The sequence below is a fragment of the Bacillus sp. PK3-037 genome (assembly GCF_054161355.1).
In genome coordinates this window covers 1,862,677-1,877,828 of the sequence record NZ_CP096408.1, presented here as the reverse complement: position 1 = coordinate 1,877,828, position 15,152 = coordinate 1,862,677, and the positions used below count along the sequence as shown (strand labels likewise).

Below are 15,152 nucleotides of genomic sequence, written 5' to 3'. Positions count from 1 at the left end.
AAGCGGAGTTTACACTGCTGTTTTTTGCTGATTGACATCAGCTTTCTGTTCTGTTTTTTCAGTTTTCGAAAACATATTATATATCATATTCAAGATAACAGCTGTAAAGCTGCCGGCAACAATGCCGTTTGTTGTAAGAAGCGTTAAGGCACTTGGAAGCTGTTTAAATATGTCCGGCACAACTGTCACACCGAGCCCAAGCCCCACTGAGCAGGCAACGATCAGCAGATTTTCCTGCTTTGCAAAATCAATTTGGCTGAGCATTTTGATGCCATAAGCAATGACCATTCCAAACATGGCCACCATCGCTCCGCCTAACACGGCAGATGGAATGATTGTCGTAAAAGCAGCAATTTTGGGAAACAGGCCAAAAGCCATTAGAAGTACGCCTGTCGCCACAATCACTGTATTTTTCTTAATTCCTGTCAGCTGGACAAGACCGACGTTTTGAGAAAATGCAGTGTAAGGAAATGCGTTAAATATACCGCCCAGCAAAACAGCCAGTCCTTCTGCACGATATCCTCTGGATAAGTCCTTTTCTGACAGACGGCGGTTGGTCAGATCGCCTAAAGCAAAGTAAACGCCCGTTGACTCCACAAGGCTGACAATGGCAACGATGGACATTGTAATGATAGGGGCCGCATGAAAAGACGGTGTGCCGAAATAAAACGGCTGAATCATTTGCACAATGGCAGCGTCTGAAACATGATCAAACTGAACTTTCCCCATAAAATACGCAATAAATGTCCCGATCAAAATACCGATCAAAATGGAGATAGACTTGATAAATCCTGTTGTAAAGCGGTATAGAAGCACGATGATGCTCAAAACGATAAAAGCGAGAGCGAGATTAGAAAGATCACCGAAGTCTGGACTGCCTTCCCCGCCGGCTATATTATTCATGGCCACCGGCATAAGCGTAATGCCAATGATGGTAACGACAGAACCTGTAACGACAGGCGGAAAAAACGAGACGAGTTTTCCAAAGAAAAAAGAAATGAGAATCACAAGAATACCTGAAGCGATAATACTTCCATAAACGGCGGAAACCCCATATTCGGAGCCTATCGCAATCATTGGTGACACAGCGGTAAATGTGCAGCCAAGCACAACTGGAAGCCCGATGCCGAAAAATCGATTGCTCCAAACTTGGAGAAGTGTAGCAACACCGCACATAAAAATATCAATCGACACCAAGTAGGTCAGCTGCTCCGCTGTCAGCCCCATCGCCTTCCCCACAATCAGGGGAACGACAATGGCGCCGGCGTACATGGCGAGTACATGCTGAATCCCTAGTGACAGCGTTTTGCCGAATCCGTTTTTCATGAACGAACCTCCTGTACAAAGGATACTTTTCCTTTTTCTAAAGATTCAATTCTTGCCAAAGATTCCACCCGATAGCCAAGCTTCACAAGTTCTTCTCTTCCCGGCTGAAACGATTTTTCAATGACAATGCCAAGCCCTGCGACAGAAGCTCCAGCTTGCTGTACGATCGATACCAGCCCAAGTGCGGCTTGTCCATTTGCCAAAAAGTCATCAATAATCAAAACGCGGTCCTGATCTGACAGATGATTTCCTGATACTGCGATTTGGCTTTCTGTTTGTTTCGTAAAGGAATAAACAGACGATGTCAGCAAATTGTCAGTGAGCGTTAAAGACTTATGTTTTCTCGCGAAGACGACCGGCACACCCATTTGTAAACCAGCCATTACGGCCGGAGCAATTCCGGATGATTCGATTGTAACAATTTTTGTTACTCCGTCTTTTTCAAATCTGGCGGCAAACTCGTCACCGATTTTCTTCATGAGCAGCGGATCAATTTGATGATTTAAAAAAGCATCCACTTTTAATACCTGATCTGATAAAACGACGCCCTCTTCCTCTATTTTTCGTTTCAGTGCTTCCATCCTGTCATACCTCCGTTTAGATAATAAAAAAAGCATTACCCGCTCAAAACAAAGAGCAAGCAATGCTGAAATAACAAAAAACCGTACACGTCCGGTCTCATTGCTCACTCATAGTCGGACATTTACGGTGCCCGGTAGAAACTTGCGTGCCATATCCACGCGATTATATGAGTGTTCCTATTATATTGTTACAAATTATATCAAGATTCTAAGGCCTTGCATAGACAAAAATAAAAATTTCCGAACTTTAATTCTTTTTTTGAAAAGATCATTCGTTTTTTGTGAATATTTTGATAATAAATTAGCCTGACGTTCGAAACGCCAGGCTTTTTCATTAAGATAAATACAGATTTGAGTATTTATTTTGCAAATAATTAATCAGGTAGCGTACATTCAGCTCTTCACCTGTTGCTTCTTTAATAATGTCTAATGGCTTTTTCCGTTTTCCGTGAATATGCACTTTTTCCGTCAGCCATTGTTTAATCGGATGAAACTCTCCTCGTTCCAAGAGAGTATCAAATTCAGGCAGATCATCGAGCATTTTATGCTTCAGCTGAGCTGCATACATATAACCAAGTGCATACGATGGGAAGTAGCCAAAATCTCCACCCGCCCAGTGAACATCCTGCAGGATTCCCTCTGCATCCTCAGAAGGAGTAATACCTAAATAATCCTGATATTTTTGATTCCAAAGTGAAGGCAGTTCTTCCACAGATACTTCATTGCTGAAAATCGCTTTTTCAATTTCATAACGAATAATAATATGCAAAGGATACGTCAATTCATCCGCTTCAACTCTGATTAATGAAGGTTTTGATTCATTGACAGCCCTAACAAAATCATCAAGCGATATGTTGCCGAACTGTTCAGGAGACGCTTCTTGTATTTTCTGATAGTATGGTGTCCAGAAATGCTTGTTGCGTCCAATAAAATTCTCGTAAAATAATGATTGAGATTCATGAATTCCCATTGAAGCACCGTCTGATAAATTCGTCCCGCTCAGCGCTTCGTCGATATTTTGCTCGTAGATCGCGTGACCGCATTCATGAATTGTGCCGAAAATAGCTGTCCGGAAATCTTTTTCATCATATCTCGTCGTCACCCGAACATCCCCGCGGTTCATTGTTGTCGCAAATGGATGAACGGTTTCATCAAGCCTTCCGCCGTCAAAATCGTAGCCGAGCTCTTGCAGGAAATAAAGGCTGAGTTCTTTTTGTTTTTCCTTAGGGAACACTTCACTGATAAAGCTTGTATCCGGTTTATTCTCTGAGGCTGACACTTGTTTGATAAGAGGAATGATCGCTTCTTTCAGCTCAGAAAACAGCTGATCAAGCACCTTAACTGTCACACCTGGTTCAAACAAATCAAGCAATGCATTATAAGGATGCTCTTCATAACCCCAATATTCAATAAATCGTTTATTGTATTCGACCAGCTCCTCCAAATAAGGGGCAAACAAGCTGAAATCAGATTTTCCTTTCGCTTCCTCCCATGCTGTTTCAGCCTTTGAACAGAGAATAACATATTCCCTGTATTCTGCTTCAGGAATTTTTTTGTTTTCTTCATACTCTTTTTTAGCCAGCTCTACAGCCTTTTTCGTATCTTCAGCCAAATCATCAAACCGTTCATAAAGCGCATCAATAAGCTCCTTCATCCGATCTGATGTCTGGATATTGAATATATCTGTCGAAAGCTGACCAATGCTTTCAGCACGGTCCTCTGAGCCGTTTTTCGGCGCGCCTGTTCTGGAGTCCCAATGCATTAATGCAACCGCTTCTCTATAATGTGAGATTCTTTTTAAAAGATCAAAAAATTCCTTTTCGTATGTATGTATCTCCATATCCATTCCCTCCCTATTCTAGCCGTTCCATTACAGGCTACTGGAAGGGTGTTTGAAAGTCAAATTGTTTGTATAAAAGGCTGCCGGCCTAGTTATCGGCAGCCTTCATCACTCAGTTTATCGTCATTTGATTGTTTGGCGGCGGCGGTGTTTTTCGTTTTTTTGCATTGATTTTTTTATCCGCCCACACTGTTGCCAGAGGTGTTAACAAAGAGGTGACAATAACGCTTGTCGCAATGATTGCAGTTGCCGATTCAGCAACGGGTGCAAACGCAGAATTCGCTTCCGCTAAGGCGTATGGCACGGCGACTGCCGCTCCCGCTGTTGATGAAGCTGCCACCCCCGCGACACCATCTCCCCGGGCAATGAAACGATCAAGCAAATACAAGGAGCCGCCGGATAAGATGACAACAGAGACACCGACCAAAATGCCTAATAACCCTGACTGAATCAGCATCCCAAAGTTTAAAGTGTTCCCAAGTGAAAATGCAAAAAACGGAATGATTGCCGGCACTACCTTGCTGAATAAGTCTCTCAGATCATGATCAAGATTTCCAAGTATGCAGCCGAGCAAAAACGGGATGACTGTTGCCGCCAGCGTTTCCCACGGAAAAGCAGCCAGTCCGGTAACACCGAATGTAACCATGGTCATAAAAGGTCCAGATTCTGTACTGATAAACGCGAATGCGCCGGCATCTTCTTTTCTGCCCATATGATTCATGAGCGCCAAATAGAGGCCGCCGTTCGTTTCATTCATCACTGCAACAATGGCTAGAACAGAAAGACCTGCAAAGAATCCGGATTGGATGCCTTCATTGGGTATAAATTGAGCCGCAATCACACCGAGCAGTGCCGCAAACCCGATCTTTCCCAATAATAAGGTAATCCCTTTTCTCGCAATATAGCCTGAAGAACGGAAATCAATCGTCGCTCCAACACAAAAGATAAAAACGCCTAGTATGGGAAGGGTTCCTGTAATAAGCGCACCCGTAAACCCTCCAAAAAACTCTGCTGTTCCAGGCGCAAACGTATTAAGCGCTGCTCCCAGAAACAGCGGAATAATCATCATTCCGCCAGGTACCCGTTCAATTGTCGCTTTGATTTTCATATATATTCTCCCATCCTCCGGTTATGGAAAAACAATACCCCTTATGTGGCTACACTTGGAAAACAGCCTGTAAATCCTCTTTTGAACAGCTTTCCAGCTGGCTCCCGACTCCGACGGCACCTGCCCCTGCCTTGAGCCATTCCGGAACTTCAGACGGATGGATTCCGCCAGTCGGTATAAAAGTAACCTGCGGGAAAGGGCCCGCTAAATTTTTCATAAATGGGATGCCGAATACACCGCTTGGAAACAGCTTTAATGTAGTAAATCCGAATGTCGACGCTTTCATAATTTCGCTCGGTGTCAGTACGCCAGGGATATAATGCGTCTTCATAAACGATAGGTGTTCAGCAAGATCTGTTGAAAAACCCGGACTGACAATAAATTGTGCTCCTGCTTCCGCAGCTTCTCCCGCCTGCTGCGCAGTGATGACCGTGCCCGCTCCGATTAAGACATCCTCTCGATTTCTGTAGGACTCAATAATAGAAGAAGCTCCAGGTGTCGTATAAGTGACTTCAATTGCCCGAATCCCTTTGTCTATCAAACTCTCAATCTGCTGACAGGCCTGCTGTTTATCCTTTGAACGAATGACTGCAATCAGCCTGGCTTCTTTCAGACGGTTTTCTACTACATTGGACTCCATATTAACAATCCCCTTTCTTGTGGTGAACTGTTTTTTGAGCAGATAAAAATGCGGCTAATTTTTCCCTTGTCGGCAGACCGTCCATGTCCCCCGGTGCCTGAACTTGCAATGCGCCGATCGCATTACCCCTTTGCACTGCATCCTTGTACGGCAAACCATCAAGAATTCCGCTGATGACGCCGACAGCAAATCCGTCTCCGGCGCCGACTGTGTCAACAACCTGATCAACCCGGAAGCCTTCTGTATATCCTTCACTTTCCTTTGATTTAAAGTAAGCGCCTTCTTTTCCAAGTTTAATAGCGACAAAGCTGACCCCTTTTTTCAGATAAAAATCTGCAATGCCTTCAGGCGTTTTTTCGCCAGTCAATCGCTCTCCCTCTGCGATTCCAGGGAAGAACCAATCCGCAAGTCCCGCCAAATCATTAATCGTATGTGCCATTGTTGCTTGATCAGGCCAAAGTGCGGGTCTTAGGTTAGGATCTAATGAGATGGTTTTTCCAGCCTGTTTCATGTCTTTCATCACATAATAGGCGAATTCTTTCATATCGGCGGACAAAGCCGGGGGAATACCTGTCACATGCAGATGGTCTGCGCTTTGAAAATAGTCTCTTGGGTATTCAGCAGCTGTTAAAGTGCTTGCAGCCGAGTTCTTCCTGTAATAGGTTACCTCAGGATCGCCTTCTTTCACTTTGGACTTTAGCAGCAGCCCAGTTGGATTGCCATCCTGAGACCGGATCACGCGAGACACATCCACTCCCTCTTTTTTCAGCTCCTGAAGAATAAATGTGCCGAGCTGATCATTGCCGACTTTGCTCATCCAGCCCATCTGAAAGCCAAGTCTGGCCAGGCCGCAAGCCACATTGCTTTCCGCCCCGGCCAGTCCTTTTGAGAATGTGGAAGCTTCATGAAGGCCTCCGTACTCATTTGCGTAAAACATGGCCATCGATTCGCCGAAAGTAATCGCATCAAGCTTCATTTCCCAACCTCCCCTTAGTTGAGGGCACCTTGGATTAAAGTGATTTTCTCATGATGACTTTTGCCTCTAATTCAATGGTTTGAGGCGCTCCCTCGTCACCTTCAATCCTTTTTAAAACGCGTTCCATCGCCGTCTTGCCCATATCATGTGACGGCTGGGCGATTGTTGTAATGCCCGGGCCGATGAGTTTATACCATTCCGTATCATCGAATCCGGCAATCCCCGTATCTTCGGGAATGCGCAGCCCTATTTCTTCCATACAGCTAATAATTTTCAGCATAATCAACCCATTTAAAGCAAGAATCGCTTTTTTTTGCTCAGGCATCTCATTCATAAAAGAGCGCAGCGCCTTCTCAAGCTGCTCTTTGTCTTTGACGTCAATTTCATACATTCGACTGAGTCCATTCACATTGCTTACCGCAGCAATCTCCTGATAAACGGCCGCTCTTTCCGCCCGGGGGCTGATGGATGCAATCGGTTCGGTAAACAGCGCGACATCTGTGTACCCTTTGCTGTAAATCTGCTGAAGGATCTCTTCAGTGATCCTTCTGTTGTCAGTCGTTACGGTATCCAGTTTCAGATCCGGCAATTTGCGGTCAATTAATACTGTCGGCACCTGCTGTTCGGCAAAGGAATATAAAATATCCTTGTTTTCCCCGGTTGCATTCAAAATTAGCCCTTCTACAGAGTGTGCTTCGAGCTTTAGCAGCATTTCCCGTTCTTTTTCAGGACTGTTATCAGTGTTGCACACCATTATGCTGTAGCCATATTGATCACAAACCTCTTCAACTCCCCTAAATGCTGCGACTGAAAAGGGGTTTGTAATGTCGGCAACAACAAATCCGATTAATTTGCTTTTTTTTATTTTCAAGCCTTGTGCCATTTTACTCGGCCGATAATTCAATTCAGCGATTGCCTTTTTTATGTTTTTTACCTTTTCAGGAGAAATCGCGTCAATTTTCCCGTTAATATAACGAGAAACAGTTGATTTTGATACTCCTGCAAATTCAGCTACGTCTTTGATAGTGATATGGCCTGTTGTTTTCTTTTTCATTCAAGTGCTCCTGTATCGTCTTATAATTTGAAACCGATTTCAAAACCGTTACAACACAAGAATACCATATTTTTTAAAATTGAAAAGTGTTTTTTGAATAATGTGCTTATTCACAAAATTTCCGTTGACTCTTTTCTCTATTTATCCTAAAATTTTCTTTGAAACCGTTACCAAAGAATTTCATTCAAGTGATGCTGAAATCCTAACCAAGGGGGAAATCCAATGGAAAATCGTTACTCTGTACACCCTGAACAAGTAAAACGCTTTACAACTGAGGAGCTTCGCAGTCATTTTTTAATGGATACTTTATTTACGGAAAATAAGCTGACCATGTATTACTCCCATGAAGACCGCGTTGTGATCGGCGGTGCAGCACCCGGACAGAGCGAACTGAAGCTTGATGCCGGAGACTTTCTTAAAACGGACTTTTTTCTGGAACGGCGGGAAATCGGTATTATTAACGTCGGCCAGCCTGGTGCGGTTAAAGTCGGCGATGATGAATACGTGCTTCAAACAAAGGATTTTCTATATATCGGGATGGGCAATCGGGATGTAGCATTTAAAAGCCTAAACGGAGAAACAGCAAAGTTTTACTTCGTCTCCTCGGGCGCGCATCAAAGCTATCCGACGCAAAAAGCCGCTCTTTCTGAACTGACACCGGACCGGCTCGGAGACGCAGCAGCATCAAATGTAAGAAGCCTGTACAAAGTTATTCATCAAGATGGCATTCAAAGCTGTCAGCTGATGATGGGGATCACGATGCTAGACGAAAACAATAACTGGAACACCATGCCGGCACACGTTCATGATCGCCGGATGGAGGCTTATCTCTACCTTGATCTTGAGAAGGATTCGAAGGTTTTTCACTTCATGGGTCAGCCGGATGAAACACGCCACCTTGTCGTCGGAAACGAGCAGGCTGTCCTTTCTCCTGCCTGGTCCATTCATTCTGGCGCAGGAACATCTAACTACAGTTTTGTGTGGGCGATGGCTGGTGAAAACTACACATTTACGGACATGGATCTTGTGCCGATGGATGGGCTGAAATAAGATGAGTTATCTGCAAGAGGCATTTTCATTAGAAGGAAAAACGGCATTGGTGACAGGGCCGGGTACGGGAATCGGCCAAGGAATCGCCAAAGCGCTGGCAGGCGCCGGTGCTGATATTATCGGGACATCACATAAAAGCAGCCTGTCTGAAACACAGCAGCTTGTCGAACAGGAAGGCCGAACGTTTACGTCTTTTACAATGGATATGAGCAAACCTGAAGCGATAAAGGATATTGCAGCTAAGCTGTTCGAAAACCGGCAGGTCGACATCCTTGTCAATAATGCCGGCATTATTCACCGGGAAAAAGCGGAACATTTCCCAGAAGAGAATTGGCATCACGTACTGAATGTCAATCTAAACAGCTTGTTTATTCTGACACAGCTGGCAGGCGGGCACATGCTGAAAAGAGGTTATGGAAAGATTATTAATATTGCCTCTCTTCTATCTTTTCAAGGCGGTATCCTTGTTCCCGCATATACAGCGAGCAAACATGCTGTTGCCGGTTTGACTAAATCATTTGCAAATGAGTGGGCAGCGTCCGGCGTTCAGGTGAACGCAATCGCCCCGGGTTATATTTCTACAGCCAATACAAAGCCTATTCAGGACGATGAAAAGCGAAATGAAGACATTTTAAAGAGAATCCCAGCCGGACGGTGGGGCAAAGCTGATGATATCGGCGGGACGGCTGTTTTTCTGGCATCTCGCGCTTCTGATTATGTCAATGGACATATTTTAGCAGTAGACGGCGGCTGGCTTGCCCGCTGACAAAATGAAAAAGCTGATGATCATGGATCATCAGCTTTTTCGTGATTACATCATATGCGGTTCAACAGGTAAGACCTTTTTCACTTCATCAATGATGCGTTCATTTTCTCCGCCCGCATAAATATGAATCGAGCCGTTATCTTGATTTGAGCGAATCAGACGGCCAATCCCCTGCCGCACTCGCAACAGCATATACGGAAGGTCAACCTCTTCAAACGGGTCTTTTCTCGCACTGTTGCGTTTTGCCGTAAATACAGGGTCATGAGGCGGAAACGGCAATGACCAGATCGTGACATTCTTCAATGCGTCACCAGGAATATCAAGCCCTTCCCATAGGTGAACTGAACATAAAACCGTTTCCTCTTCCCCTTGGAATTTTTCTACTAAGCTGCTGATTTCCTCGTCGCCTTCAAAGTAAATCGGATACGGCAGCTCCCAAGCAGCTGCGAGCTCCTTAAACTCGTTTAATTCCTCAAAAGACGGGAAGAGCACCAGCGTTCTGCCTTTATAATGCTTAATTGTCTCTATTGTTTGAACTGTTTTTTGTTCTGCGCTCATTTCTGTTTTCCCATAAAGGGTAACGGTCATTTGTTCGTCATAATCATAAGGAGAATCAACCGTTAACGATAAGTAATCGTGAATCCCCAGACTGTCCGCAATATAGTCAAACGAACCGCCTTCTGACAGCGTTGCAGAAGAAAAGATATAAGGAATTTTCTTTGAAAACACTTTCTCGCCAAGCACTTCTGCCACCGTTCTCGGCATCACGACAAAAGTGGATTCCGCTTCCTTTTGCTCCAGCCAGCTGATCGCATCCTTTTGATATAAAGATAGTGAATACGCCATTTGCTCAACATATTCCTCAACGACTGACAGCTCGTATTGATCAATGGTGTACATTTCTGACTCAAATACGAGTGCTTCACCAATTTTATCAAGCAAACGGCACAGCTCGTCCGCCGCCTTTTTGACACGCTGATCATTCTTTATTTCCAAACGGTGCGACCCGGCAACTTCTCTTGATTCTTCAGAAAGAACATAGAAAAATTTGTCGTTTGCGGCAAGTGCGTCTTCTATCAATTCAGCAAATTCTTCTCTAATGTCATTTTGAAGCAAACGTTCTAAAAATAATTCGAGAGTTGATTGCTTGACTCTGTACGTTAACGCTTTTTGCGCAGCAAACTCTAACAGATGCCCTTCATCAAATACAACCGCACTATGATCAGGCAAGAGCGGCAGCTGTCCCTCCCGTTTGCGCGATTCTTCCGTCCACACATGCTCCATGTAGAAATCATGAGAACAAATGATCAAGTCTGTTGACTTGCGATAATAATCTCTTGATAGCGTCAAACCGCATCTGTGTCTCATATCACATGTCAGACAATCTTGAAACGAGTCGTAGCTTACTTGCGACCATTCTTCATTCGAAAGGTTAGCGTACTGCTTTCGGTCACCATATGGATAAAACCGCTGCATGGCCTGTGACTCATGGACAAATGACGGTAAAGCTTCATAAAGATCAAGCCACTTTTCATCATCAGATCGCTGCATTGTTTTTTCAAGCTTTTTCAAGCATAGATACTGCTCATGTGATTTTGATAGCCTTGTGTCAATCTTAAGATCCAAATGTTCAGCCAGCTTCGAAATGTCTCCCTCTTTTTTCACAAGCTGTTCGATTAACGTTTCATCTGCACAAGCGATAATGGCGGGTTTTCCGACATATCTTGCATAGCTGATCGCAAAAAGAAGGTAAACAAGTGTTTTCCCCGTTCCTACTCCGGCTTCGGCAAACATGACTTTTTTCTCTTTAAACGCCCGTTCCAGCTGAAAAGCCATGAACACTTGCTCATCTCGAAGATCAAACCCTTTTTCGGGAAGAATATCGTAAAACACGTCACCAATCCAATTGTTCAATTCTTCATAAAAATTCTTTGTTTTCGTTAAAGAAAAAGGCAAACGTGATGTTGTCACCCAGTTCCAACCCCCAACTATTCGGCATTCAGACCATCAATATTATCATTTCCCGCCGCTGAATACAATAAAAAAACTTGGCAGTGCCAAGCTTTTTGTGACTTACTTTCGGTTGATCACATGCGAGGATAAAAATGGATGGTCTGTTGAATGAATATGTTCCACCGCTTTTTCTAAATTATTTTGCGCATGTGAAATCACAGAAGGAGACGCATCAGCTCTGAGCTCCTTCAGCTCGTTTGCGGTTGCGTCAAGCGCCCTTTGAATGAGATTAAAATGTTCGCTGTTCAGCATGAGATCACCTCTAATTGAAATAATCATCATTGTATGCGAACTTTTCTTTTTATATACATGCTTTCCGCATGTTATCACTGAAATGTGCACAAACTACATTCGATACTCCGTCATGGACTATCCGTCTTATCAACAATATTCTATCAGGGAGTGATGTTGACATGAGTTATAAAGACCGATTAGATCAGCATTCTGAACTGTTTCATCACAATTGGACGCGGCCTAAACGTTCTAAGTCTCAAGTAAACGGTCACACTGAAATGTCCCAAACCAACATTATATTAAGAAGTAACGCGAAAGCGCACCGTTGGTAACGATAGAATATGGCTGAAAGATGAAAGAAGACGCATCCAGAGCGTCTTCTTTTTATGCGTGTTCCGTTTTATTACGCTGAGGTCTTACTTTAGACCAGTACTGATAGTAATCCGTTTTAATAAATCCATTAAAGAGCTTTCGTTTCTTCGTCGCTTTTCTTCCATATGCTTCCTCAAAATTTTCATTTGAAGTCAGCATATACACAGACCACGTATCAAGCGGTTCGAACGCCTGTCCCATTTCTTTGTACATTTGTTCCACAGCTTTTTTCTCTCCGAGACGTTCTCCGTACGGCGGGTTTCCGACAATCACGCCAAACTCAAGTTTTGTAGTGAAGTCTTTTACCTGCATTTGTTTAAATTCGATTAATTCGCTCAGTCCCGCTTCCTCTGCATTTTCTTTTGCGATTTGCACCATGCGGTGATCTACGTCACTGGCGAAAATCGTAAGCGGCTGATCATAGTTTGCCTTTTCTTCGACTTCAAGCCGCGCTTTGTCCCACAGATCTTTGCCGATCCACTCCCAATCCTCTGAGACAAAATCGCGGTTAAATCCCGGGGCAATATTTTGGCCGATTAATGCGGCTTCAATCGCGATCGTTCCGGAACCGCAAAAAGGATCGACAAATGGACGGTCCGGAGTCCAATTTGTTAATTGCACCAAAGCGGCAGCAAGCGTTTCTTTAATGGGCGCGCCTCCCTGGTCCACCCGGTATCCCCGTTTGTGGAGGCCTGTCCCTGACGTATCAAGTGTAATAACCGCCTGATCTTTCAATAAAGAAATTTCCACCTTATATTCGGCGCCTGTTTCTTCGATCCAGTCATTGGCTTTGCCGGACTGCAGCTTCAGCTTTTCAACAATCGCTTTTTTGACGATCCGCTGACAGTCGGGAACGCTTGCAAGTGTTGATTTAACGGATTTACCGATGACAGGGAATTTCCCGTTCTCCGGTACAAATGAACGCCAGTTAACCGCTTTCGTTTTTTCAAACAGCTCATCAAATGTTTTGGCTTGAAATGTAGCAACTTGAACTTTTACACGGTCCGCCGTTCTCAGCCAAAGATTCGCACGGCAAATCGCAAGCGCATCTCCTTCAAAGATAACTTTTCCGTTATCAACCTTGCATTCATATCCTAAGTCACGAACTTCTTTTGCAACTACAGCTTCAATGCCCATCGGCGCTGTTGCAATTAGTGTATACTTCTTCATCGTATCACCCTGTCTTTTAAAACTTTTCTCTCATCAAGATAAAAGCTCTCCTTATACGGGAGAGCTTGATTTCATCATTTAATTTAAGTGGTCTAACGTTCTGTAAGCCATGTTTTGTTCCATCGTACTGCAATCGGCTCATCACCTCGTACTCAGGCGGCAATCATCTATCTACAGAAAGCATTCTGTCCTTCTCTCCGTTGAATTCCGTCAAGAAGGTTCCCCTACCAAAATTTGGGTTTCTCGCTCGAGGGGTTTACCGCGTTCCACTCTCACCATTTCTAGTGAGACTTCGTCACTGTGGCACTTTCAAGGATACTCAGCCATATCCAAAGGACGTAGGCTTTTTTCCTGCCGTCAGCCTATCAAGGCTGCCCTAGCTTATGACTTCGCTAGGCACGAACACTACGGGCATCTCAGCACCGTGCGAGCATGGACTTTCCTCTACAGATTCAAGATCTGCAGCGATTACCCGAACGTTAAGAACATGAATTATTATATAACAACTGATTGTCATTTACAAGCGCCATTTTTTACAAGCGCAGATCAATCATAAAGCTTGCTGCCAAAAACATGCTTTTCTAAGTTAGACAGCCGTTTTAAGATATCAAAGTTCGTTGTGTTTGATTGCACTGGCTGTTTTTTGCTGGCTTCTTCAAGCTGTTTTTTCAGCTGCAAATTTTCCTGCTGCAGTTCTTCAATTTCTTGATGGAAGGTTTCATAATCCTTAATGATCATATCTAAAAATTTGTCAACGTCTTCTTGTTTGTAACCTCTAACGCCTGTTTTAAATTCTTTTTCCAAAATGTCTTTCGCAGAAAGCTTTACTTTATCAGCAAGCATCTTTTTCACCTCGTATCGTGAATCATCATCTTATATTTTTTCAGAAATCTAGACGATTGTCAAATTTCTCTTTCTTTGTTATGAGAAGCTGTCTTCCTCTACTGTCACTCTCAGATCATCCATTGTGATAAAATAGATCGGATAGCCATCCTGTTCGCGTCTTTTTTCAGCTGTCTCAAGCATATACTTTGGGGAACCAGCCATTTCAGAGTCATATAAAAGCATAAGCGCGTCAGACTTATCAATGAAGAACTGATTTTTTTGTTTGAACTGAAGTGGGCTTTCATACGGACGATGAGTCAGGCTTTCCTCGTAGTCCGCCTGGGCCAGAACAGCTTCATACAGTTCCTTATTCGGCTCTTTCCAGTTCTTTTCCTGCTCGTAAAATGGTGTGATGACAGCAACCTTTAAGTCAGGGTATTCTTCCTGCAAATCATATGCAACTTCGGCCGACCAGAGTTCTGTTCCAAGCTGCCCTGAAATTAAAATCCATTCTAATCCTTCATCCAAAAAAGCAATCAGCCGATTCTTAATGGCTTTTTTTATGTAATACAGCGCCTTGTCATCCTGTTTAAATATCCCGAGTTCAAACGGTTTATATCCTGTTATTGCTAATACTTTCATCTTTTCACCTGCTTTAAAAAATGGGGCTCCCATTGGGCCCCATTTGATGTGCTGCGTTGGTTTACACCATCAAGCTGCACGTTTCCATACTAGTAGTCGCAACAAGGTCTACCTGCTTGAAAATGCTGATGCGTAGCCGGATCAACATTTGAGAAAGTGTGTGGAAAGTAGTGAACGTGCTGGAAATGCTGGTGATTTACGTTTGTTGTGTGCTGTGGGTGAATGTGCGGCACGATTGTTTTGGAAAACGTATGGTGTTTACAGCAATGAGTAGGATGGACAATCGGCGCCATTATGTGCGGTCTGCAGTGATGCATGATTTAAATCCCCTTTCCATAAACTTTATTACAATACTAAGCTATGAAAAATAGGGGGTACATGTTCTGATGCAAAGACCTATTTTAAAAGTGTGCAATTAAGCTGTCTTTAAAGTTTGAAAATACGAAAGCAATCAAAAACACAACGACGAAGAACAAATAAAAAACACCCTTATACATACCAACTCTCCCTTTAAAAATAACTAACGTCATTTTACAGGATTCGCCGGTATTCTAC

The 15,152-nt window shown here is 43.7% G+C and carries 17 protein-coding genes, 1 other RNA gene and 1 riboswitch; of the genes, 3 read left to right on the top strand and 15 right to left on the bottom strand.

Going from position 1 to position 15,152, the window contains the following annotated elements:
- Positions 1-9: 9 nt before the first annotated feature.
- The 7 genes from pbuX to M1D69_RS09805 form a co-directional block, all read right to left on the bottom strand.
- Entirely contained in the window at positions 10-1,326 is a 1,317-nt protein-coding gene (pbuX, locus tag M1D69_RS09835; RefSeq protein WP_458103879.1) for a xanthine permease PbuX, read from the bottom strand.
- Positions 1,323-1,907 carry a xanthine phosphoribosyltransferase gene (gene xpt, locus M1D69_RS09830; RefSeq protein ID WP_059336603.1) on the bottom strand — a complete coding sequence of 195 codons (585 nt, stop codon included), beginning with the start codon at positions 1,905-1,907 and terminating at the stop codon, positions 1,323-1,325. Before xpt ends, pbuX begins: the two co-directional genes overlap by 4 nt.
- Before the next feature lie 91 nt (positions 1,908-1,998).
- Positions 1,999-2,098: riboswitch (purine riboswitch) on the bottom strand.
- Positions 2,099-2,241: 143 nt separating this feature from the next.
- Entirely contained in the window at positions 2,242-3,747 is a 1,506-nt protein-coding gene (locus tag M1D69_RS09825) for a carboxypeptidase M32 (RefSeq protein WP_458103880.1), read from the bottom strand.
- Between the two features lie 112 nt (positions 3,748-3,859).
- Entirely contained in the window at positions 3,860-4,855 is a 996-nt protein-coding gene (gene kdgT, locus M1D69_RS09820) for a 2-keto-3-deoxygluconate transporter (RefSeq protein ID WP_256766214.1), read from the bottom strand.
- A gap of 49 nt (positions 4,856-4,904) precedes the next feature.
- Entirely contained in the window at positions 4,905-5,495 is a 591-nt protein-coding gene (gene eda, locus M1D69_RS09815; RefSeq protein WP_458103881.1) for a bifunctional 4-hydroxy-2-oxoglutarate aldolase/2-dehydro-3-deoxy-phosphogluconate aldolase, read from the bottom strand.
- 1 nt (position 5,496) lies between these two features.
- Entirely contained in the window at positions 5,497-6,471 is a 975-nt protein-coding gene (gene kdgK, locus M1D69_RS09810; protein WP_458103882.1) for a 2-dehydro-3-deoxygluconokinase, read from the bottom strand.
- A gap of 34 nt (positions 6,472-6,505) precedes the next feature.
- Positions 6,506-7,525: a LacI family DNA-binding transcriptional regulator gene (locus M1D69_RS09805; RefSeq protein ID WP_458103883.1), complete on the bottom strand. Its 1,020-nt coding sequence runs from the start codon at positions 7,523-7,525 to the stop codon at positions 6,506-6,508.
- A gap of 222 nt (positions 7,526-7,747) precedes the next feature.
- Between M1D69_RS09805 and kduI the strand changes: the two genes are divergently transcribed.
- Together kduI and kduD are read left to right on the top strand one after the other, a co-directional pair.
- On the top strand, positions 7,748-8,575 hold the full coding sequence (gene kduI / locus M1D69_RS09800) for a 5-dehydro-4-deoxy-D-glucuronate isomerase (RefSeq protein WP_024121818.1): 828 nt from the start codon (positions 7,748-7,750) through the stop codon (positions 8,573-8,575).
- A gap of 1 nt (position 8,576) precedes the next feature.
- Positions 8,577-9,341, top strand: coding sequence for a 2-dehydro-3-deoxy-D-gluconate 5-dehydrogenase KduD (kduD, locus tag M1D69_RS09795; protein ID WP_458103884.1), 765 nt, complete (start codon positions 8,577-8,579; stop codon positions 9,339-9,341).
- A gap of 45 nt (positions 9,342-9,386) precedes the next feature.
- Here the strand turns inward: kduD and M1D69_RS09790 are convergent, their stop codons facing one another.
- On the bottom strand, positions 9,387-11,312 hold the full coding sequence (locus tag M1D69_RS09790) for an ATP-dependent DNA helicase (RefSeq protein ID WP_458103885.1): 1,926 nt from the start codon (positions 11,310-11,312) through the stop codon (positions 9,387-9,389).
- Between the two features lie 102 nt (positions 11,313-11,414).
- Positions 11,415-11,606, bottom strand: a complete 192-nt coding sequence (locus M1D69_RS09785; RefSeq protein ID WP_059293836.1) for a hypothetical protein — start codon at positions 11,604-11,606, stop codon at positions 11,415-11,417.
- Between the two features lie 161 nt (positions 11,607-11,767).
- Here M1D69_RS09785 and M1D69_RS09780 point away from each other — a divergent pair, with 161 nt between their 5' ends.
- Positions 11,768-11,920: a YpzG family protein gene (locus M1D69_RS09780; protein ID WP_003153548.1), complete on the top strand. Its 153-nt coding sequence runs from the start codon at positions 11,768-11,770 to the stop codon at positions 11,918-11,920.
- A 52-nt stretch (positions 11,921-11,972) separates the two neighbouring features.
- Here M1D69_RS09780 and M1D69_RS09775 read toward each other — a convergent pair whose 3' ends face one another.
- From M1D69_RS09775 to M1D69_RS09750, 6 genes are all read right to left on the bottom strand, one after another.
- On the bottom strand, positions 11,973-13,130 hold the full coding sequence (locus M1D69_RS09775) for a THUMP domain-containing class I SAM-dependent RNA methyltransferase (protein ID WP_458103886.1): 1,158 nt from the start codon (positions 13,128-13,130) through the stop codon (positions 11,973-11,975).
- A 98-nt stretch (positions 13,131-13,228) separates the two neighbouring features.
- Positions 13,229-13,610, bottom strand: an RNA gene (gene rnpB / locus M1D69_RS09770) — RNase P RNA component class B.
- Between the two features lie 66 nt (positions 13,611-13,676).
- Positions 13,677-13,973 carry a cell division regulator GpsB gene (gpsB, locus tag M1D69_RS09765; protein ID WP_010334692.1) on the bottom strand — a complete coding sequence of 99 codons (297 nt, stop codon included), beginning with the start codon at positions 13,971-13,973 and terminating at the stop codon, positions 13,677-13,679.
- Positions 13,974-14,051: 78 nt separating this feature from the next.
- Complete coding sequence (locus M1D69_RS09760; RefSeq protein ID WP_024121823.1) at positions 14,052-14,597, bottom strand: DUF1273 domain-containing protein; 546 nt, start codon at positions 14,595-14,597, stop codon at positions 14,052-14,054.
- An 89-nt stretch (positions 14,598-14,686) separates the two neighbouring features.
- Positions 14,687-14,914: a spore coat protein CotD gene (gene cotD / locus M1D69_RS09755; protein WP_458103887.1), complete on the bottom strand. Its 228-nt coding sequence runs from the start codon at positions 14,912-14,914 to the stop codon at positions 14,687-14,689.
- 84 nt (positions 14,915-14,998) lie between these two features.
- Positions 14,999-15,127 carry a hypothetical protein gene (locus M1D69_RS09750; protein ID WP_003230707.1) on the bottom strand — a complete coding sequence of 43 codons (129 nt, stop codon included), beginning with the start codon at positions 15,125-15,127 and terminating at the stop codon, positions 14,999-15,001.
- Between the last annotated feature and the right edge of the window lie 25 nt (positions 15,128-15,152).

Coding starts and splice junctions, on each gene's coding strand:
- eda (WP_458103881.1), bottom strand. CDS start 5,495: ATGGAGTCCAATGTAGTAGAAAACCGTCTGAAAGAAGCCAGGCTGATT.
- kdgT (WP_256766214.1), bottom strand. CDS start 4,855: ATGAAAATCAAAGCGACAATTGAACGGGTACCTGGCGGAATGATGATT.
- xpt (WP_059336603.1), bottom strand. CDS start 1,907: ATGGAAGCACTGAAACGAAAAATAGAGGAAGAGGGCGTCGTTTTATCA.
- M1D69_RS09805 (WP_458103883.1), bottom strand. CDS start 7,525: ATGAAAAAGAAAACAACAGGCCATATCACTATCAAAGACGTAGCTGAA.
- M1D69_RS09825 (WP_458103880.1), bottom strand. CDS start 3,747: ATGGAGATACATACATACGAAAAGGAATTTTTTGATCTTTTAAAAAGA.
- M1D69_RS09760 (WP_024121823.1), bottom strand. CDS start 14,597: ATGAAAGTATTAGCAATAACAGGATATAAACCGTTTGAACTCGGGATA.
- M1D69_RS09750 (WP_003230707.1), bottom strand. CDS start 15,127: ATGACGTTAGTTATTTTTAAAGGGAGAGTTGGTATGTATAAGGGTGTT.
- M1D69_RS09785 (WP_059293836.1), bottom strand. CDS start 11,606: ATGCTGAACAGCGAACATTTTAATCTCATTCAAAGGGCGCTTGACGCA.
- pbuX (WP_458103879.1), bottom strand. CDS start 1,326: ATGAAAAACGGATTCGGCAAAACGCTGTCACTAGGGATTCAGCATGTA.
- kdgK (WP_458103882.1), bottom strand. CDS start 6,471: ATGAAGCTTGATGCGATTACTTTCGGCGAATCGATGGCCATGTTTTAC.
- cotD (WP_458103887.1), bottom strand. CDS start 14,914: ATGCATCACTGCAGACCGCACATAATGGCGCCGATTGTCCATCCTACT.
- kduI (WP_024121818.1), top strand. CDS start 7,748: ATGGAAAATCGTTACTCTGTACACCCTGAACAAGTAAAACGCTTTACA.
- M1D69_RS09780 (WP_003153548.1), top strand. CDS start 11,768: ATGAGTTATAAAGACCGATTAGATCAGCATTCTGAACTGTTTCATCAC.
- M1D69_RS09775 (WP_458103886.1), bottom strand. CDS start 13,130: ATGAAGAAGTATACACTAATTGCAACAGCGCCGATGGGCATTGAAGCT.
- gpsB (WP_010334692.1), bottom strand. CDS start 13,973: ATGCTTGCTGATAAAGTAAAGCTTTCTGCGAAAGACATTTTGGAAAAA.
- kduD (WP_458103884.1), top strand. CDS start 8,577: ATGAGTTATCTGCAAGAGGCATTTTCATTAGAAGGAAAAACGGCATTG.